General features: G+C 69.7%; 17 protein-coding genes and 2 tRNA genes. 11 read left to right on the top strand and 8 right to left on the bottom strand.

Going from position 1 to position 18394, the window contains the following annotated elements:
- The first annotated feature begins 210 nt into the window (after positions 1–210).
- From gyrB to ABZ385_RS04620, 5 genes are all read left to right on the top strand, one after another.
- A complete protein-coding gene (gyrB, locus tag ABZ385_RS04640) occupies positions 211–2280 on the top strand; it encodes a DNA topoisomerase (ATP-hydrolyzing) subunit B (protein WP_358578074.1) in 2070 nt (689 codons plus the stop codon).
- Positions 2281–2323: 43 nt separating this feature from the next.
- Entirely contained in the window at positions 2324–4927 is a 2604-nt protein-coding gene (gene gyrA, locus ABZ385_RS04635) for a DNA gyrase subunit A (protein WP_358578071.1), read from the top strand.
- Positions 4928–4945: 18 nt separating this feature from the next.
- Complete coding sequence (locus ABZ385_RS04630) at positions 4946–5599, top strand: DUF3566 domain-containing protein (protein ID WP_358578068.1); 654 nt, start codon at positions 4946–4948, stop codon at positions 5597–5599.
- Positions 5600–5696: 97 nt separating this feature from the next.
- Positions 5697–5773, top strand: a tRNA-Ile gene (locus ABZ385_RS04625).
- 102 nt (positions 5774–5875) lie between these two features.
- Positions 5876–6235 carry a VOC family protein gene (locus ABZ385_RS04620; protein ID WP_358909668.1) on the top strand — a complete coding sequence of 120 codons (360 nt, stop codon included), beginning with the start codon at positions 5876–5878 and terminating at the stop codon, positions 6233–6235.
- A gap of 102 nt (positions 6236–6337) precedes the next feature.
- On the opposite strand, the gene ABZ385_RS04615 is transcribed toward ABZ385_RS04620, so the two are convergent.
- Positions 6338–6673, bottom strand: coding sequence for a DUF6344 domain-containing protein (locus ABZ385_RS04615; protein ID WP_358909667.1), 336 nt, complete (start codon positions 6671–6673; stop codon positions 6338–6340).
- A gap of 314 nt (positions 6674–6987) precedes the next feature.
- Between ABZ385_RS04615 and ABZ385_RS04610 the strand changes: the two genes are divergently transcribed.
- On the top strand, positions 6988–7116 hold the full coding sequence (locus ABZ385_RS04610) for a DLW-39 family protein (protein ID WP_003999697.1): 129 nt from the start codon (positions 6988–6990) through the stop codon (positions 7114–7116).
- A gap of 248 nt (positions 7117–7364) precedes the next feature.
- On the top strand, positions 7365–8708 hold the full coding sequence (locus ABZ385_RS04605) for a hypothetical protein (RefSeq protein WP_358909666.1): 1344 nt from the start codon (positions 7365–7367) through the stop codon (positions 8706–8708).
- On the opposite strand, the gene ABZ385_RS04600 is transcribed toward ABZ385_RS04605, so the two are convergent.
- Together ABZ385_RS04600 and ABZ385_RS04595 are read right to left on the bottom strand one after the other, a co-directional pair.
- Entirely contained in the window at positions 8674–9822 is a 1149-nt protein-coding gene (locus ABZ385_RS04600) for a serine/threonine-protein kinase (protein WP_358909664.1), read from the bottom strand. The genes ABZ385_RS04605 and ABZ385_RS04600 overlap by 35 nt on opposite strands.
- Before the next feature lie 49 nt (positions 9823–9871).
- A complete protein-coding gene (locus ABZ385_RS04595) occupies positions 9872–10420 on the bottom strand; it encodes a DNA-binding protein (protein WP_358578055.1) in 549 nt (182 codons plus the stop codon).
- 182 nt (positions 10421–10602) lie between these two features.
- Between ABZ385_RS04595 and ABZ385_RS04590 the strand changes: the two genes are divergently transcribed.
- Positions 10603–10675: transfer RNA gene (locus ABZ385_RS04590), tRNA-Ala, on the top strand.
- Positions 10676–10772: 97 nt separating this feature from the next.
- Here ABZ385_RS04590 and ABZ385_RS04585 read toward each other — a convergent pair.
- The 3 genes from ABZ385_RS04585 to ABZ385_RS04575 all read right to left on the bottom strand — a co-directional run bounded on the left by ABZ385_RS04585 (position 10773) and on the right by ABZ385_RS04575 (position 13724).
- Positions 10773–11762 carry a ribosome-inactivating family protein gene (locus tag ABZ385_RS04585; protein WP_358697153.1) on the bottom strand — a complete coding sequence of 330 codons (990 nt, stop codon included), beginning with the start codon at positions 11760–11762 and terminating at the stop codon, positions 10773–10775.
- A 179-nt stretch (positions 11763–11941) separates the two neighbouring features.
- Positions 11942–13036 carry a HAMP domain-containing sensor histidine kinase gene (locus ABZ385_RS04580; RefSeq protein ID WP_358909663.1) on the bottom strand — a complete coding sequence of 365 codons (1095 nt, stop codon included), beginning with the start codon at positions 13034–13036 and terminating at the stop codon, positions 11942–11944.
- Positions 13029–13724: a response regulator transcription factor gene (locus ABZ385_RS04575; RefSeq protein WP_358909661.1), complete on the bottom strand. Its 696-nt coding sequence runs from the start codon at positions 13722–13724 to the stop codon at positions 13029–13031. The genes ABZ385_RS04580 and ABZ385_RS04575 overlap by 8 nt, the downstream gene beginning before the upstream one ends.
- 281 nt (positions 13725–14005) lie before the next feature.
- On the opposite strand from ABZ385_RS04575, the gene ABZ385_RS04570 reads away from it, so the two are divergent.
- Positions 14006–14947 carry an endonuclease/exonuclease/phosphatase family protein gene (locus ABZ385_RS04570; protein WP_358909660.1) on the top strand — a complete coding sequence of 314 codons (942 nt, stop codon included), beginning with the start codon at positions 14006–14008 and terminating at the stop codon, positions 14945–14947.
- A gap of 180 nt (positions 14948–15127) precedes the next feature.
- Here the strand turns inward: ABZ385_RS04570 and ABZ385_RS04565 are convergent, their stop codons facing one another.
- On the bottom strand, positions 15128–15829 hold the full coding sequence (locus ABZ385_RS04565; RefSeq protein ID WP_358909768.1) for a DUF5324 family protein: 702 nt from the start codon (positions 15827–15829) through the stop codon (positions 15128–15130).
- A 297-nt stretch (positions 15830–16126) separates the two neighbouring features.
- Between ABZ385_RS04565 and ABZ385_RS04560 the strand changes: the two genes are divergently transcribed.
- Positions 16127–16660 (top strand): peptidylprolyl isomerase, encoded by a 534-nt coding sequence (locus tag ABZ385_RS04560; RefSeq protein WP_358578040.1) that lies wholly within the window; start codon positions 16127–16129, stop codon positions 16658–16660.
- Positions 16661–16813: 153 nt separating this feature from the next.
- The gene (locus tag ABZ385_RS04555; protein WP_358578037.1) at positions 16814–17710 is read left to right on the top strand and encodes a rhomboid family intramembrane serine protease; all 897 of its coding nucleotides are present in this window, start codon (positions 16814–16816) and stop codon (positions 17708–17710) included.
- A 293-nt stretch (positions 17711–18003) separates the two neighbouring features.
- Here ABZ385_RS04555 and crgA read toward each other — a convergent pair whose 3' ends face one another.
- The gene (crgA, locus tag ABZ385_RS04550; protein WP_358578035.1) at positions 18004–18261 is read right to left on the bottom strand and encodes a cell division protein CrgA; all 258 of its coding nucleotides are present in this window, start codon (positions 18259–18261) and stop codon (positions 18004–18006) included.
- Positions 18262–18394: the final 133 nt, after the last annotated feature.

Genomic DNA, 18394 nt, shown 5'->3' with positions numbered 1-18394 from the left:
GAGCCCTCTGGAGCCCCGTTCCGTATATGGGGAGTCGGCCGAGTCCGGTTCAGGGCGGCACATGAGGACTCAGGTACCGGCAAGCCCCCATCAATGTCAGTGCTACCGGTAGACTGGAAGCTAATCCCGCCCCACTTGTGGGACGCACCGAGCAACGCTGACTATCGCTGAACGACGCAGCCGCTCCGGCCACCGCCGGGAGCTTGGCTTGTGCTGTGCCAGAAAGGGCGCTTCGTGGCCGATTCCGGCAACCCCAACGAGAACATCCCGTCCACCGCCGCCGGCGAGACCGTCGAGGCCCCGCCCTCGTACGACGCCAGCGCGATCACCGTCCTCGAGGGTCTGGACGCGGTCCGCAAGCGACCCGGCATGTACATCGGTTCCACCGGTGAGCGCGGTCTGCACCACCTGGTGCAGGAGGTCGTGGACAACTCCGTGGACGAGGCCCTCGCCGGCCACGCGGACGCGATCGACGTCACGATCCTCGCCGACGGCGGCGTGCGCGTGATCGACAACGGCCGTGGCATCCCGGTGGGCATCCACCCGGTCGAGAAGAAGCCGGCCGTCGAGGTCGTGCTGACCGTGCTGCACGCGGGCGGCAAGTTCGGCGGCGGCGGCTACGCCGTCTCCGGTGGTCTGCACGGCGTCGGCGTCTCCGTCGTGAACGCCCTGTCCACCAAGCTCTCCGTCGAGATCAAGACGGACGGCTACCGCTGGACGCAGGACTACAAGACGGGTGCCCCGACCGCCCCCCTGGAGCGGCACGAGGCGACCGACGAGACCGGCACCTCGGTCACCTTCTGGGCCGACGGCGACATCTTCGAGACCACCGAGTACTCCTTCGAGACGCTGGCGCGGCGCTTCCAGGAGATGGCGTTCCTCAACAAGGGTTTGACGATCAAACTCACTGATGAGCGCGAGTCGGCGAAGGCCACGGCGGGTGCGGACTCGGCCGAGGCGACCGACGACGAGGCCGCCGAGGCCCGCACGGTCACGTACCACTACGAAGGCGGCATCGTCGACTTCGTGAAGTACCTCAACTCCCGCAAGGGCGAGGTCATCCACCCGACCGTCATCGACATCGAGGCCGAGGACAAGGGGCGCCTGCTCTCGGTCGAGATCGCGATGCAGTGGAACTCGCAGTACACGGAGGGCGTGTACTCCTTCGCGAACACGATCCACACGCACGAGGGCGGCACGCACGAAGAGGGCTTCAGGGCCGCGCTGACGGGCCTGGTGAACCGCTACGCGCGCGAGAAGAAGCTGCTGCGCGAGAAGGACGACAACCTCACGGGCGAGGACATCCGCGAGGGTCTGACGGCGATCATCTCGGTGAAGCTGGGCGAGCCCCAGTTCGAGGGCCAGACGAAGACCAAGCTGGGCAACACGGAGGCCAAGACCTTCGTGCAGAAGGTCGTCCACGAGCACCTCACGGACTGGTTCGACCGCAACCCCAACGAGGCCGTCGACATCATCCGCAAGGGCATCCAGGCCGCCACGGCCCGCGTCGCCGCCCGCAAGGCGCGCGACCTGACCCGTCGCAAGGGCCTGTTGGAGACGGCGTCCCTGCCGGGCAAGCTCTCCGACTGCCAGTCGAACGACCCGACGAAGTGCGAGATCTTCATCGTCGAGGGTGACTCCGCCGGTGGTTCGGCGAAGTCCGGCCGCGACCCGATGTACCAGGCGATCCTGCCCATCCGAGGCAAGATCCTGAACGTCGAGAAGGCGCGCATCGACAAGATCCTGCACAACCAGGAGGTCCAGGCCCTCATCTCGGCCTTCGGCACCGGTGTGCACGAGGACTTCGACATCGAGAAGCTCCGCTATCACAAGATCATCCTGATGGCGGACGCCGACGTCGACGGCCAGCACATCAACACGCTGCTCCTGACGTTCCTGTTCCGCTTCATGCGGCCGCTGGTCGAGAACGGTCACATCTACCTCTCGCGCCCGCCGTTGTACAAGATCAAGTGGTCGCGGGACGACTTCCAGTACGCGTACTCCGACCGCGAGCGCGACGCCCTGGTGGAGATCGGCCGCCAGGCCGGCAAGCGCATCAGGGACGACTCGGTCCAGCGCTTCAAGGGCCTCGGCGAGATGAACGCCGAGGAGCTGCGCATCACCACGATGGACCAGGAGCACCGCGTGCTCGGCCAGGTCACCTTGGACGACGCGGCACAGGCCGACGACCTCTTCTCGGTGCTGATGGGAGAGGACGTCGAGGCACGGCGCTCGTTCATCCAGCGCAATGCCAAGGACGTTCGCTTCCTCGACATCTGAGTCGGCCCGTACAAGCCGCACCTCGAAAGGACTTTGACCAGCAATGGCCGACGAGAACACCCCTGTGACGCCCGAAGAGGAACCTGTCGTTCCCGGTGTGGGCATGCGTGTCGAGCCCGTCGGGCTCGAGACGGAGATGCAGCGCTCCTACCTCGACTACGCGATGTCCGTCATCGTGTCCCGCGCGCTGCCCGACGTACGCGACGGCCTGAAGCCCGTCCACCGCCGCGTCCTGTACGCGATGTACGACGGCGGCTACCGCCCCGAGAAGGGCTTCTACAAGTGCGCCCGCGTCGTCGGCGACGTCATGGGCACGTACCACCCGCACGGCGACTCCTCGATCTACGACGCCCTGGTGCGCCTCGCCCAGCCGTGGTCGATGCGGATGCCGCTGGTGGACTCCAACGGCAACTTCGGCTCCCCGGGCAACGACCCGGCGGCCGCCATGCGGTACACCGAGTGCAAGATGGCGCCGCTGGCCATGGAGATGGTCCGCGACATCGACGAGGACACCGTCGACTTCACGGACAACTACGACGGCCGCAACCAGGAGCCGACGGTCCTGCCGGCGCGCTTCCCGAACCTGCTGATCAACGGTTCGGCGGGCATCGCGGTCGGCATGGCCACCAACATCCCGCCGCACAACCTCCGCGAGGTCGCGGCGGGCGCGCAGTGGGCCCTGGAGCACCCCGACGCCTCGCACGAGGAGCTGCTGGACGCCCTCATCGAGCGCATCAAGGGCCCCGACTTCCCGACCGGCGCCCTCGTGGTGGGCCGCAAGGGCATCGAGGAGGCCTACCGCACGGGCCGCGGCTCCATCACGATGCGCGCGGTCGTCGCGGTCGAGGAGATCCAGAACCGCCAGTGCCTGGTGGTCACCGAGCTGCCCTACCAGACCAACCCCGACAACCTCGCGCAGAAGATCGCCGACCTGGTCAAGGACGGCAAGGTCGGCGGCATCGCCGACGTGCGCGACGAGTCGTCCTCGCGCACCGGCCAGCGCCTGGTCATCGTCCTGAAGAGGGACGCGGTCGCCAAGGTCGTGCTGAACAACCTCTACAAGCACACCGACCTCCAGTCGAACTTCAGCGCCAACATGCTGGCCCTGGTCGACGGGGTGCCACGCACGCTCTCGCTGGACGCGTTCATCCGCCACTGGGTGACGCACCAGGTCGAGGTCATCGTCCGGCGCACGAAGTTCCGGCTGCGCAAGGCCGAGGAGCGGGCGCACATCCTGCGCGGCCTGCTCAAGGCCCTGGACGCCATCGACGAGGTCATCGCGCTCATCCGCGGCAGCCAGACCGTCGACGTCGCGCGCGAGGGCCTCATGGGCCTGCTCTCGATCGACGAGATCCAGGCCAACGCCATCCTCGAGATGCAGCTGCGCCGGCTCGCCGCCCTGGAGCGCCAGAAGATCGTCGCCGAGCACGACGAGCTCCAGGCCAAGATCAACGAGTACAACTCGATCCTGGCCTCGCCCCAGAAGCAGCGCCAGATCATCAGCGACGAGCTCGCGGCGATCGTCGACAAGTTCGGCGAGGACCGTCGCTCCGCGCTCGTGCCCTTCGACGGCGACATGTCCATGGAGGACCTGATCGCCGAAGAGGACATCGTCGTCACGATCACCCGCGGCGGCTACATCAAGCGCACCAAGACCGAGGACTACCGCTCGCAGAAGCGCGGCGGCAAGGGCGTGCGCGGCACGAAGCTGAAGCAGGACGACATCGTCGACCACTTCTTCGTGTCGACGACGCACCACTGGCTGCTGTTCTTCACGAACAAGGGCCGCGTCTACCGCGCCAAGGCGTACGAGCTGCCCGACGCCGGCCGCGACGCCCGCGGCCAGCACGTGGCGAACCTCCTCGCCTTCCAGCCGGACGAGCAGATCGCCGAGATCCTCGCGATCCGCGACTACGAAGCGGTGCCCTACCTGGTGCTCGCCACCAAGGGCGGCCTCGTGAAGAAGACCCCGCTGAAGGACTACGACTCGCCCCGCTCGGGCGGTGTCATCGCCATCAACCTCCGCGAGACGGACGACGGTTCGGACGACGAGCTGATCGGCGCCGAGCTGGTGTCGGCCGAGGACGACCTGCTGCTCATCAGCAAGAAGGCCCAGTCGATCAGGTTCACCGCAACGGACGACGCGCTGCGCCCGATGGGCCGCGCCACGTCGGGTGTGAAGGGCATGAGTTTCCGCGACGGCGACGAACTGCTCTCGATGAATGTCGTCCGGCCCGGTACGTTCGTCTTCACCGCCACCGACGGTGGGTACGCGAAGCGGACCAATGTCGACGAGTACCGCGTGCAGGGTCGCGGTGGCCTGGGCATCAAGGCCGCCAAGATCGTGGAGGACCGCGGCGAACTCGTGGGCGCCCTGGTGGTCGAGGAGACGGACGAGATCCTCGCCATCACGCTGGGCGGTGGTGTGATTCGTACGCGAGTCAACGAGGTCAGGGAGACGGGCCGTGACACCATGGGCGTCCAACTGATCAACCTGGGCAAGCGCGATGCCGTGGTCGGCATCGCTCGTAACGCCGAGGCCGGCCGCGAGGCCGAGGAAGTCGACGGGGACATCGTCGTCGACGACCCGGACGGCATCGAGCCGGCCGTCGGTACGGACGAGGGCACGGACTCCTCGGCCGAGTAGCGCGAGGAGTGAGTGATCGTGAGTAAAGCCACGGGCGCCGAGGCCCAGCGGGCCGGCACTACCGGTAGGGACGGTGCCCGTGGCTCCGCCACAGATGCCCACGACTCCGACGAGTCTCATGGATCCCAGGGGGGAACTGTGACGGACACCCGAGACGCCGACACGTCGGGCGGGGCGCTGCCCGGGGAGCGCAGGCCCGAGACGCAGGCGTCTCAGCCGTACCACCCGCCGCAGGCGTACCAGCAGGGCGCCAAGGGGGGCGCGGCGCGCAAGCCGCGGCCGGGCACGCGCACGGTGCCGCGCACGCGCAAGGCGCGGCTGCGGGTGGCCAGGGCCGACCCGTGGTCGGTCATGAAGGTCAGCTTCCTGCTCTCCATCGCGCTCGGCATCTGCACGATCGTCGCGGCCGCCGTGCTGTGGATGGTCATGGACGCGATGGGCGTCTTCTCGACGGTGGGCGGCACGATCTCGGAGGCGACGGGCTCGAACGAGTCGAACGGCTTCGACCTGCAGTCCTTCCTGTCGCTGCCGCGCGTCCTGACGTTCACCTCGATCATCGCGGTCATCGACGTCATCCTGGCCACGGCGCTGGCGACGCTCGCGGCGTTCATCTACAACCTCTCCGCGGGCTTCGTGGGCGGCGTCGAGCTGACGCTGGCGGAAGACGAGTAACGGGGTCGCGTCGGGGCCGGAGCACCGATTTTGGGACTGGCCCCCAGGTGCGCTAATCTTCAGGGGTCAGCGCGCGGGACATACTCCGAAGCGCGGCGGGGCTATAGCTCAGTTGGTTAGAGCGCATCCCTGATAAGGATGAGGCCACAGGTTCAAATCCTGTTAGCCCCACCAGTACGAAAACCCCCGGCCGAATACGGTCGGGGGTTTTTGCCGTGTCGGGTCGCCCTGAACAACTCACTGTCGTCGAAACCTCGGTCGCACTACGCTCTGCGGATGACCTTGGAATGGGAACAGGTAATCGTTCATTCGGTGGATCCGGCGGCCCTGGGGCAGTGGTGGGCCGACGCTCTTGGCTGGGTCGTCGTCCACTCCGATGACGATGAGTTCGAGATCCGCCCGGCGCCGGATCGCCTGCCGGGGTTGGATTTCGTCCGGGTCGAGGAGAGCAAGAAGGCCAAGAGCCGGCTGCATCTCGACTTCCGGCCCGACGACCAGGCCGCCGAGGTGGCCCGCCTGGAGGCGCACGGCGCGAAGCGCGTCGACATCGGCCAGGGCGAGCAGTCGTGGGTGGTCCTGGAGGACCCCGAGGGCAACGAGTTCTGCGTCCTCGGTCAGCGGCGCCAGGCGAGCTGACTGCACCGCGCGCCCTCGGCCGGCCGGTCCGTTCGCGCGAAGGCCCCCCAGCCTGTGTGGCTGGGGGGCCTTCGGACGTCTATGGGGGGTGCCCGGTCCGGGTTACGGCTCCGAGGCGAGCCCTGGCTCATGGGCGGTGGCCGTCCCGGCCTCGGTTTCCGTGTCCGCGGGGGGCAGGTGCCGGCAGCTGGGGGATGACCCGTGGGCCTCGGCGCGGATGCGCTGCTTCATCGTCGGGGGCAACGAACGTTCGTACGCGGCTGTCCAGAGGGCGGCCAGAGCCGGCGTGGGCGCGCACTCCGTGGCGTTGCGAGCGTTCGTGGTCTCCTGTACCGCCGTGGCCGCGGTGGCCGTCGTGGTGAGTCCGAGCGCCGCGAAGAGCGCGAGGAAGGCGGTGACGATCGTGGTCCACAGCTTCATGGCCTTGTTGCCGGTCATGACCCCTCAATTCGGGTTGGGCGATTTGCGTACTTTCCTCATGATGTGTATGTGGGGTCGATAACGACGGACCGACGCCCGCGCGGCGCCGATGTTCAGATGAACACCACCCGGATGGCCCCAAGGGCCCCGAGAAAGGGCGCGGAGCGGCGAACGCCACAGTGGGGCGAGGCCGGCGGAGCGCCGAAGTCCGTTTGGACTGCTGTGTCGGGGGCGGAAGTTGGGGGTCGGATCCAGGTCACCGATCGATATCGGTCGGTGTGTATAGTCGGGCGCCAGAAGTCCCCTACGTCAAGGAAAGACGAGGTCGCGCGGTGAAGAAGCTTCTCCTGGTCGCACTGGCCGCCATCGGCGGGCTCCTCGTGTACCGCCAGATCCAGGCGGATCGCGCCGAGCAGGATCTGTGGACGGAGGCGACTGACTCCGTGCCCACGGGTTCGTGAGTCATCGACACCAGTCACTTCACAGGCCCCGGTCGCTGATGCGGCCGGGGCTTTGTGCTGTGCGGTGAGTTCGCTCCCGTAAAGGATTTGCTTGCGGGAGCGAATGTGGGGGTTGGTGGTGGCGCGGTTGCGGTGACGGCGGAGTCGTGGTGGTGTCCCCGGGACGCCCGGCGGGCAGGACGCTCGGGGCGGATGGGCCCGGGCGGTCCGGGCGGGACGGCCGACTTCGCGACGAGGGGTGGCGCGGGATGGGGCGGCGGCTTGGCGGGGGCAGGGGCGCGGCGCTGGCGGTGGGGGCGGCGCTGTGTGTGACCGGAGTGCTGCCCCCGGCTCAGACGGTGGCGGCGGGCGCGTCCTCTCCGTACGGTTTCGCCGAGGACGCCGAAACGATCGACGGCGCGACGAGCAACGCGGCGGGGCACCGGCTCAGCCCGGGGAAGTCGTACCTGAGCTCCCTCCCGCGCGCGGGGCAGCGTTTCTACCGCCTGGAGTTGACGGCAGAGGAGAGCGCCTACGTGGCGGTCACCGCGGTGCCGGGGGTGGCCGAGAAGGTCTCCTACGCCGATGGCCTCAAGGTCTCCGTGCAGGACGCCGACGGCGCCAACTGCAGTCCCCGGGAGGCGCGGAAGGCGAGGTTCGGGGCCTCGGAGAGCCCGCGCCCCGTCACCGCCACGGCGGCGCGCCGGGTCGGGCCCGACGAGAGGAGCTGCGCGGGGGCCGGCACGTACTACGTGCTCGTCGAGCGGATGAGCGACCCCGAGTCCTCCCGGCGTGACTGGGGGCTGGAGCTTCGGGTCGCGACGGAACCCGCGCTGCGGTCGGCGGGAGCGACGCGAGCGCCCCGCTCCTGGAACTCCGCCACCCCCGCGCCCCGGACCGGTGAGCGGAAGAGCCGCGCGGGCGGGCCGGGCTTCTCCGGGGCCCGCGCGCTGGGTACGGGGGTCTGGGGCGACCGGATCGCACCCGGCCGAACGCTCTTCTACCGGGTGCCGGTCGACTGGGGGCAGCGCCTCTCCGTCGGCGCGGAGCTGGGCAGTTCGAGCGGGCGGGGCGAGCGGAACGGCGCGGTACGCGGCTCTGGGCGCGGTAAGGGGTACGTCTCGTCCGCGTTGGTCGTGGCGCTGTCCAACCCGGTGCGCGCGGAGGTCGAGGACGAGGACACGGCGTACGACGGCAAGCAGAAGTCGGTGCGGCTGGACCCGCTGCCTCCGGTTGCGTACGAGAACCGCTTCGCGCCGGCCGACAGGGTGGCCGCGGTGCGGTTCGCCGGCTGGTACTACCTGTCGGTCCACCTCAGCCCGCGGGTCGCGGAGGTGTCCGGCGAGGGGCCCCTCGACCTGACACTCCGAATATCCGTCGAAGGGGCCGCGCGTCCGGGGCCGGCGTACGCGGGATCGCCCATACCCGCGGGGGAGTTCGGCGTCACGGAGGGGGACGACGACGACGACACGGCGATGGTGGTGCTCGCGGTCGGTGGGATCGGGACCGGGGCGGGTCTGCTGGGCGTCCTCGGCGTGTGGACGCTGGTCGCGCGGCGGCGGGCGACGCTCTTCGCCGTCAGAGCCGGGTCAGGGCCCACACGCCGACGGTGAGGCACAGCAGCGCGATGAGCAGCATCGGGACGGCGATCTTCGCGGGCGGGTGGGGTGGTGGGTTGGCCGTGGGGGGCGTGGAGGGCGGTGGCGATACGTAGCTGTGGGTCCCGAAGGCGGGGGCGCGGTGCGTCGCCGGTGCGGGGCTCGGTGGTGGGGAGCCGTTACTGAGGGTGGCCGGGGGACGGGCAGAGCCGCTGTGTCCGGCGGGGCTGGTGGGACGCGCGAGGTCGGTGTGACCAGTGGGCCCAGTAGGGGCGTACCCCGTGGGCAGCGGCGGAAGATGGTCGAAGATCTGGACGGGCTCGGCGTCCGGCTCCGGCAGCAGCTCGGCGGCGGACGCCAGCGCCTTGCGCGCCCCGGCGGCGGTGCGGAACCGCGCCCTGGGGTCGGGCTGGAGCAGGGTGGCGATGACCTGCCAGAGCGGTTCCGGCACACCCCGTGGCGCGCAGGGCGTGCCGTGCGCGGCGAAGTGTGCGATCAGTGCCGTGGCGTCCGGTTTCGCGCCCTCCAGGACGTACAAGGCCACCAGGCCGACGGCGAAGAGGTCGGCGGTGAAGTCCGGTTCGGCGCCCAGCAGCTGCTCGGGAGCGAAGTAGCCGGGCGTGCCCATGACATGGTCGGTCGCGGTCAGTCGTGGCTCGCCCTTGCGCATGGATATGCCGAAGTCCGACAGACGCAGGTGCGGGCGTCCGGAGCCGGTGGCTTCGAGCAGGACGTTGGCCGGCTTGATGTCGCGGTGGACGACACCTTCGGCGTGGACGGCCGCGAGACCGGAGAGGAGCTGGTCGAGGAGCGTGCAGGCGAAACGGTGCGGCAGCGGTCCGTAGTCCCCGATGAGGTGCGCCAGCGAGCCGCCGCCGACCAGGTCCATGGTGAACAGGACCTTGTCGTCGTCGGCGGCCCAGCTGGCGGGCGCGAGCACGTGCGGGTGGTCGATCCTGACGGCCTGCTCCCGCACGAACCTCAACAGGGTGTGGGCGTCGCTCTGTTGCAGCACTTTGGCGGCCACGTAGCGGCGCCGCCGGTGGTCCCAGGCGCGCCAGACCGCTCCGACTCCCCCGTGTCCGATCGGGTCGACCAGTTCGTACCGGCCGGCGAAGACCTCACCCATGGTCGCGCTCCGCTCCCCTTCCGGGCCGTGCGGCGGCCCGGTCGACGGCTCAGCTCTGGTGCGCCTCGTAGTGGGCCACCGCGTCCGCGGTGCGTCCGGCGCCGTACACCCGGAGGAACTCTGCCAGCTCCGGATGGGTCGGGGCGAGGGAGTCGGCGGCGTCGATGATGTCGCCGGCGGCGGCGACGGAGCGCAGCAGCGACTGGATCTCGCGCACCACGCGCTTGACCGTGGGCGCGCCCGAACCGGTCGCCGTCTGCGAGGTGTTGGTGAGCACGGAGCCGCCCTGGGACTTCCTGATCTCGTCCATGCGGTCGGTCGCCTCGGCGGCGCTCACGCTGCCGTCCGCGACCTGGCTCGCCAGCTCCTGGAGGAGCTGCACACGCTGGACGACCGCGGGGTTGCCGATCTTGGCGCGCTGACCGCTCATCAGCTGGGACAGCATGGGCGCGGACAGGCCGAGGACCCCGGCGAGACGCGCCTGGTTGAGGCCCAGATCATCGATGAGTCGACGGAAGAGCGCCCCCAGCGGCTCCCCGTACCAGTTCCGCTGGAGCTCCCGTGCTCTCGCGGTGGTGTCCTGCTGTGCGGCGTCCATTGCGTCTCCCCATCGCTTCCCCTAAGACCGCGGTTCGCTGCCGCGAACCACGTCGTGCATCTTACGGAGCGTGGTCGTCGACCGGGACCCCCAATCCTTTTGCGAGATCCGGGGGGTGACCCGGTACTCTGGTCTGCGGTGCACGCCGGAAGGCGGTCCTCGCGGCCCGGCGCATCGTTCTCGGGGCCTTAGCTCAGTTGGTAGAGCGCTGTCTTTGCATGGCAGATGTCAGGGGTTCGACTCCCCTAGGCTCCACAGCCCGAGAGCCCCTCCGAACTGCGCGAACGCGGGTCGGAGGGGCTTTTCCGTGTCCACAGGCCCGCGGCCGCCCCGGGGTGCCGCGGGCAACGCTCTAGAGCAGCGCCTCCGAGCCGTGCAGCTCGACGAAGCCGACCACCTGGCGCAGCCGGTCGAAGCTGGTGACGTTGTTGCCGATCAGGCGCACCGAGGCCGGGCGGCCCTCACGCCAGCTGTGGGCGGCCCGGGAGAGGGCTCCCCACTGGTTCTCCATTTCGGCGTAGTCATGGCTCAGCTGGTAGTTGGTGAAGCCGTTGATGTTGCCGTAGACGCGGTTGAAGATCGGGCCGAAGCGGGCGGCTTCGGAGAAGATGGTGATGGCCATCAGCATGCCCCGGTCGACGCGCGTCTCGTTCCACGTGGGGACGTTGTGCAGGTCGTACAGCGCGTTGAAGATGTTGGTGGAGCCGAGGTAGAGGTTCTCGCGCGTGCTGCCGCCGTTGAGGCTGAGGTAGCTCCCGTTGCGCGGCATGAAACGCACCTGCACGCCCAGATCCTGCTGGAACTGCTGCTGGCGGCCGTCCTGGAAGGCCCAGTGGACGCCGGCGCCGGGCGAGTAGAAGCCCGCGACGTAGAGGTTGTCGGCCCACAGGTAGACGGAGACGAGGTCGCGCCCCTCGTTCCGCACCCGCACCTGGATCAGCCGGTTCGTGTTCCGGGTGGTCTGCTGGACCAGGCCGCTGCCGGTGTCGGTCGCGTCGCCGTAGCTGTTGCGGTGGATCGCGTCGATCAGGTTCCAGTAGCGATTCGCGTGCTCGCCCCGGCCGGCCGTGATGTCCGTGATGTCCCAGTCGATGACCGGCCAGTTCTCCTGGGTGGCCGCGCTGCTCCTGGCCGTCGGCCTGAGGTCTCGGCTGACCGCCGTCGGCGATGCCGGCTGGAGGTCCCGGCTGACCGCCGTCGGCGCCGCCGGCTGGAGGTGCCGGCTGACCGCCGTCGTCCTGTGGGCGGGGCCGGTCGTCGCCGAGGCCATGGTGGCCGGCGGGGTGAGCAGTGCGGTCGCGGCGGTGATCGACACCAGCGCGAAGCCAGTCCTCTTGAGCACGGCGTTCCCTCATCAGTCGGTCGGGTGTGGGCGGGGTTTGCGATCCCCTCGCGGTTCGCTTCAGCATGCGTGCGCTTTCTGGCACGCCGTTGCCCTGCCGTGCATGCGCTCTGGTCCCTGCGTGCATGTCCGTGACATGCCCCGCGCCGTTCCCGGGCCCGTGGCTCCGCCGACCTTGGTCAGGAGGCGGTACGCGGGGGCGCCGCGGGCAGCTCGACGGTGACGCTCAGGCCGCCGGCGGGGCGCGGGGTGAGGGTGAGGGTGCCGTCGTGGGCACGGGTGATCGTCTCGACGATGGCCAGGCCGAGGCCCGCGCCCACATGGTCGGTGTGGACGCGTTCCGTGCCGCGCCGGAACGGTTCGGTGAGGGTCGGGGTCAGCTGCGGGGCGAGCTTCTCGCCGGTGTTCTCGACGGAGAGCAGCACGGTTTCGGGCCGGGCAGCGGTGGTGATCCACACGGTGCCCCGTTCGGACAGGTTGTGGACGATCGCGTTGTGCACGAGGTTCGTGACCAGTTGGAGCAGGAGCGCCGGCGAGCCGGTCGTGGGTGCGATGTCACCGCTGGTGGCGAGGGAGACGCGGTGCCTCTCGGCGAGGGGGAGAAGTGTTTCGGTGGCTTCTTCCGCCATGAGGGACAGGTCGACGCGTTCTCGGGCGAAGGTCCGCCGCTCGGCGCGGCCGAGCAGCAGCAGCGCCTCCGTGAGGTCGATCGCCCGGCTGTTGACGGTGTGGAGACGCTCGACGAGTTCGCCGGTGTCGTGGTCGGGGTCGCTGCGGGCGACGTCGAGCAGCGCCTTCGAGATCGCCAGCGGGGTGCGCAGCTCGTGCGAGGCGTTGGCCGCGAACCTCCGCTGTTCCGCGACGTGCGCCTCGAGTCGTTCGAGCATCGCGTCGAAGTCGTCGGCCAGGTCGCGGAACTCGTCCCTGCGGCCCTCCAGGCGGATGCGGTGCGAGAGTGATCCGTCCGTCGCCATGCGGGTGGCGTCGGTGATGCGGGTCAGGGGGGCGAGCATGCGGCCCGCGAGGAACCAGCCGCCGAGGAGGCCGAAGACAAGCAGGAACATCAGGACCGCGGCTGCCGCCGGAGTGAAGGTGCCGATGAGGAGCTGGCGATTGGGGTTCTCGTGCAGCATCCTGCGGTCCCAGTCGTCGGGGACGTACTGCAGGAGGAACACCCACACGGCGGCGAGCAGCAGGGCACCGGCGAGCATGACGAAACCGGCGTAGCTGAGCGTGAGCTTGAGGCGAACGCTCAGGCCGGGCCGCCTATCCACGGCCTTCCCCCTCGGGTGTGGCCCGTGGCGCCGTGTCGATGCGGTAGCCGGCACCCGGGGCGGTGGCGATGATCCAGGGTTCGCCGAGCCGTTTGCGCAGGGCCGAGACGGTGATGCGGACGGCATTGGTGAACGGGTCGGCGTTCTCGTCCCACGCGCGCTCCAGGAGTTCCTCGGCGCTGACGACACCGCCCTCCGCGGCGACGAGGACTTCGAGCACGGCGAACTGCTTCCTGGTCAGTGCCACGTAGCGGCCGTCCCGGTGGACCTCTCTGCGGAACGGGTCGAGGCGCAGTCCCGCGATCTCCCGTACGGGAGGCCTGTGGTGGGCACGTCTGCGGTCGAGTGCTCTGAGCCTGAGCGCGAGTTCCCGGAGCTCGAACGGCTTGGTGAGGTAGTCGTCGGCTCCGAGCTCGAACCCCGAGGCCTTGTCGTCGAGGCGGTCGGCCGCCGTGAGCATGAGGATCGGTGTGCCGCTGCCGGAGGCGAGGATGTGCCTGGCGATCTCGTCACCGGACGGGCCGGGGATGTCGCGGTCGAGGACGGCGATGTCGTACGTGTTGACGGCCAGCAGCTCCAGCGCGGTGGTGCCGTCACCCGCGATGTCGCCCGCGATCGCCTCCAGGCGGAGGCCGTCGCGGATGGCCTCCGCCAGATAGGGCTCGTCCTCGACAATCAGCACACGCATGGAGCGAGGCTACGAGCCGGCACATATCGCCGGTGTATCGAAAACCGCATACGTGGCGACAACACCCGGCTGCCTTGACTGGCGGTATGACTCCCACTCCAGTGTCGGCAGGCATACGCGAGCGCCGGCCGCGGCAACTCCTCCGCGTCCTCCGAGGCCCCAGCTCCCCAGACCAGGAGCGAGACCAGGAGCGAGATCAGGAGCGGCGCCAGGGCCGACACCAGGAGGGGCGTCCGGACGCCCCGGCCCGGCCCCGAGCGGAGCCGTGGAAGCGGGGCCCGGTGTTCGCGGTGCTGGCGCTGCTGCTGGGCCTGCTCCTCCTGCTGCACGCCCGGCTCCCGGACCGCAAGGGCATCGGCAGCCTGGTGGAGAGCTTCCTGCCGTGGTCCGCGCTGTTCGTCCCGGTGTTGCTCGCCGGGGCGCTGTGGCGCCGCTCCGCCTCGGCGGCCCTCGCGCTGCTGCTGCCCGCCGTGGCGTGGCTGTACCTCTACGGTGGGCTGCTCGCCGACAAGTCCCGGCCGGGCGCCGACCTCACCGTGGTCTCCCACAACGTCGACGCCGACAACGCCGACCCGGCCGGCACCGCCCGCGACCTGGTCCGCTCCGGTGCCGACGTACTGGCCCTGGAGGAGATCGACCCGCAGGCGAAGCCGCTGTACGAGCGGGCACTGGCGAAGGCCTACCCGCACCACACGGTGCTGGGCACCGTCGGTCTGTGGAGCAAGCTGCCGCTGTCGGACACCGGACCGGTCGACACCGCGCAGGACGTCGGACCGCTGGCGGCCACCAAGCCGGCCGAGGTCAGAGCGGCCGACAGTCGGGCGCTGCGCACCACGGTGGCCACGGAGAACGGGCCGCTGGCGGTGTACGTGGCCCACCTGGGGTCCGTACGGGTCCGTCCCGGGGACGGGTTCTGGACGGGCGACCGGGATCGCGGCGCACAGGCGCTTGCCGAGGCCGTCGCCGCCGAACACAACGAACGGGTGGTGCTCCTCGGTGACCTCAACGGCACCCTGGACGACCGCGCGCTCGCCGGTCTCGCCGCGCGGCTGCACTCCGCCCAGGAGGAGGCCGGGGACGGTTTCGGCTTCAGCTGGCCGGCGACCTTCCCCGTGGCGCGGATCGACCAGATCCTGGTCCGGGGCGTCGAGCCGAAGAGCGCGTGGGTGCTGCCGGCCACCGGCAGCGACCATCGGCCGGTGGCGGCCGGGATCGACTGGTGAGCGGCGTGTGCGAGAACGCGGTCAGCGTGTGCGAGAACGCGGTCAGGCGGCGGGCGGGACGCTCGAGGCGCTGTTTCACGTGAAACATCGTGGGGCGGAGGACCAGTCGGTCCTCCGCCCCACGACGCGTGGTGCTGCGGTGTCACTGCCGCAGGGGACGCGGCGCGCGTCCCGCCTGCGTCAGCTCTGCTTGTCCCGGTCCGTCGCCTCCGCCTCGGCCTGCTTGGCCTGGACCTCCGGGTCGAGGGCGGCTTGGTCGCTGCCGTCGACCGAGGTCAGCGGCGTGCTGTCGGGGACCTCGGTGGCCGCGGGCGGCTCCACCAGCCAGTCCGGGTTGGCCTGCTTGTCCCACCACTTCCAGGCGGCGAAGGCACCCCCCGCGAGGATGCTGACAAGGGCCAGCTTCTTGGCGATGCGGCCGTTCCTGGCCCGGCGCTCGTGCTTGCGGACCAGCCGCTGGATCTCCTTGGCCGAGACCTGGCCGCGCAGAGCAGCGAGCGCGGCCGTGCTGCGGGCCGCCGCCTCCTCACGGACGGGCTGGGCGGCCGCCACCGCGTTCTCGATGCGGGGCTTGGAGTACTCGGCGGCCTGCCGGGCGGCCTTGCGGGTGCGTACGGCTGCTTCGTGGGCGGCGTGGTCGACCTTCGGCGGCACGTGCGTACGCGCCTGCTCGACGCGGGGGGCGACGTGGGCGCCGTACTGGACACGGGCCTGTTCGGCCGCCTGCGACACCTTGGGCGCCAGCCGCGCACGCGCCTCCTGGGCGTACTGCGCGGCCCGGCCCTTGGCCGTGTCGGCGTATGGCGCCACCGCGTCCGCGGCGTGCCGCACGCTGTCCTTGGCCGAGCCAGTCGCGGCACGCACGCTGTCGATGCGGGTCACGTGATCCTCCTCCTCGGTGGCGTATACGTATGTCACCTTTCCACCCTTTCAAGGATCATGCCTTCTGGATCGCTCCCAGGTATGAATCACTCGCGGGCGGCAAGGAACGGGTATCCGTTTCCGGCCCGGGGAATCCGGTTGAACGGGACGAGAAGAGTTCTTTGCCGACGATGCCATGGATCGCCGCCCGCGGATCGCCGCGGCGCGCGCCACTCGGCGGCTACTCGTCCCCATCCGGTCCGTGCGAGGATCGGGGTGTCACAGAAGACTGTCACAGAAGACAACGGAAGGCAGATCGTGGCTGAGCAGCTTTACGCCACCCTGAAGACCAACCAGGGCGACATCGTGATCCGGCTCCTGCCGGACCACGCGCCCACGACGGTCAAGAACTTTGTTGAGCTCGCTCAGGGCGAGCGCGAGTGGGTCCACCCCGCGACCGGCAAGAAGACCACGGACCGTCTGTACGACGGCACCGTCTTCCACCGCGTTATCAGCGGATTCATGATCCAGGGCGGCGACCCGCTGGGCAACGGCACCGGTGGCCCGGGCTATGAGTTCAAGGACGAGTTCCACCCGGACCTCGCTTTCAACAAGCCGTACCTGCTGGCGATGGCCAACGCGGGACCGGGCACGAACGGCTCGCAGTTCTTCGTGACCGTGTCGCCGACCGCGTGGCTGACCGGCAAGCACACGATCTTCGGCGAGGTCGCCGACGACGCCAGCCGCAAGGTCGTGGACGCCATCGCGGGCACGCAGACCAACCCGCGCACCGACCGCCCGGTGCAGGACGTGGTCATCGAGTCCGTGGTCATCGAGACCCGCGACGCCTGATCGACGCGTACCCGCGCGTATCCGCGAGGGAACCGAACCGCCCCGCCCATCCGTAAGGAAGGGCGGGGCGGTGCGTTGCCGAGCGTGCCAGCACGCCACAGCGCCGCAGTGCCGTCGTACCAGTGCCGTCGCACGGAGATTTGAGGGGACCTCATGGACCAGGTGCCAGGCAGCCCGCAGGAGTCGCGGGGGGAGTCGGGCCTGCCCCGCTGCTACCGCCACCCGGACCGTGAGACCGGCATCACCTGCACCCGGTGTGAACGTCCCGTCTGCCCCGAGTGCATGATCAGCGCCTCGGTCGGCTTCCAGTGCCCGGAGTGCGTCCGCGGTGGTTCGGGGACGGGCCACGCCCCGACGGCCACCCAGCCGCGCACGGTCGCCGGCGGCACGATCAGCGCCGACCCCCGGCTGGTCACCAAGGTCCTGCTGGGGCTGAACATCGCCCTGTTCCTGGTGCAGATGGCGATCGGGGACCGCTTCACCGACCAGTACGACATGCTCGGACGCGCCTTCGTGCCGGAACTCGGATCGGTCGAAGGCGTCGCCGAGGGACAGTGGTACCGCCTGGTCACGGCGATGTTCCTGCACGGCAGCGTCATGCACATCGCCTTCAACATGCTGAGCCTGTGGTGGATCGGCGGGCCGCTCGAAGCGGCCCTCGGCCGGGCCCGGTACATCGCCCTGTACCTGGCCTCGGGGATCGCGGGCAGCGCGCTGACCTATCTCCTCGCGGAGCCGAATCAGCCCTCGCTCGGGGCGTCCGGCGCCGTCTTCGGCCTGTTCGGCGCGACCGCCGTCCTGATGCGGCGCCTGAAGTACGACATGCGGCCGGTCCTCGTGCTGCTGGCGGTCAACCTGCTCATCACGAAGTTCTGGCCCAACATCGCGTGGCAGGCCCACATCGGTGGCCTCGTCGGCGGGCTCGTCGTGGGCTACGCCATGGTGTACGCGCCCCGCGAGCGGCGGAGCCTCATCCAGTACGGCAGCTGTGCGCTGGTCCTGGTCGCGACCGTCGTGATCGTGCTCGTCAGGACCGGGCAGCTCGTGTGAGGAAACGGTGTTGTCCACAGCGTGTGCTCGATCCTGTGCACGCTGTGGGGAACACCCGTGCCCCTCGTCGCCGGCCCGGGTTTTCCCAGGAAGGACAAGGGGTGGGCGGTGGCGAGGGAACCGGTGGGTCAGTCACACCGGTGTCAACCGGCGGAGAGTTATCCACAGATCTTCAGACCTTTTCCACTCGTGTGGATAGCGCTGTGGATAACTCAGGGCAGGGCTTGCGCGGCGGGGGTGGGGTGAGCTACTTCCCCTCCGTGCCGGGAGCTGGTTCCCGTCCGTGCGGAGAGCTACTTCCACTGCGTGGAGACGCCGAAGCCCGCCGCGATGAAGCCGAAACCGACGACGATGTTCCAGTTGCCGAGCGAGTCGATCGGCAGCGTGCCGTTCGTGACGTAGAAGACCACGATCCAGGCGAGCCCGATGAGGAACATCGCCAGCATCACCGGAGCCACCCAGCTGCGGTTGGTCAGCTTGATGTTCGTCGCCTTCTTGGCGGGGGGCGGCGTGTAGTCGTCTGCCTTCTTGCGGATACGTGACTTCGGCACGAGGGTCTCTCCTGTCGATGCGCTGCGTGGCCGCGCAGGTAACTGGGACGGGGCCGGGCGGGACTCCTCGGGGAGCAGAGGCCTCCCCCGGGCGTCCGTTAGCGTAGTGCTTCCGCGGCGCTGAAGGAGATAA

The organism is Streptomyces sp. NPDC005898 (genome assembly GCF_040629635.1).
Lineage (GTDB): Bacteria > Actinomycetota > Actinomycetes > Streptomycetales > Streptomycetaceae > Streptomyces.
This window is presented reverse-complemented; position numbering and strand designations above follow the sequence as displayed.

What these genes read in the sequence shown, in the direction of transcription:
- gyrA (WP_358578071.1), top strand. Translation starts at nt 2,324, where the DNA reads ATGGCCGACGAGAACACCCCTGTGACGCCCGAAGAGGAACCTGTCGTT.
- ABZ385_RS04620 (WP_358909668.1), top strand. Translation starts at nt 5,876, where the DNA reads ATGACCTTGGAATGGGAACAGGTAATCGTTCATTCGGTGGATCCGGCG.
- ABZ385_RS04615 (WP_358909667.1), bottom strand. Translation starts at nt 6,673, where the DNA reads ATGACCGGCAACAAGGCCATGAAGCTGTGGACCACGATCGTCACCGCC.
- ABZ385_RS04605 (WP_358909666.1), top strand. Translation starts at nt 7,365, where the DNA reads ATGGGGCGGCGGCTTGGCGGGGGCAGGGGCGCGGCGCTGGCGGTGGGG.
- ABZ385_RS04600 (WP_358909664.1), bottom strand. Translation starts at nt 9,822, where the DNA reads ATGGGTGAGGTCTTCGCCGGCCGGTACGAACTGGTCGACCCGATCGGA.
- ABZ385_RS04595 (WP_358578055.1), bottom strand. Translation starts at nt 10,420, where the DNA reads ATGGACGCCGCACAGCAGGACACCACCGCGAGAGCACGGGAGCTCCAG.
- ABZ385_RS04575 (WP_358909661.1), bottom strand. Translation starts at nt 13,724, where the DNA reads ATGCGTGTGCTGATTGTCGAGGACGAGCCCTATCTGGCGGAGGCCATC.
- ABZ385_RS04555 (WP_358578037.1), top strand. Translation starts at nt 16,814, where the DNA reads ATGGACCAGGTGCCAGGCAGCCCGCAGGAGTCGCGGGGGGAGTCGGGC.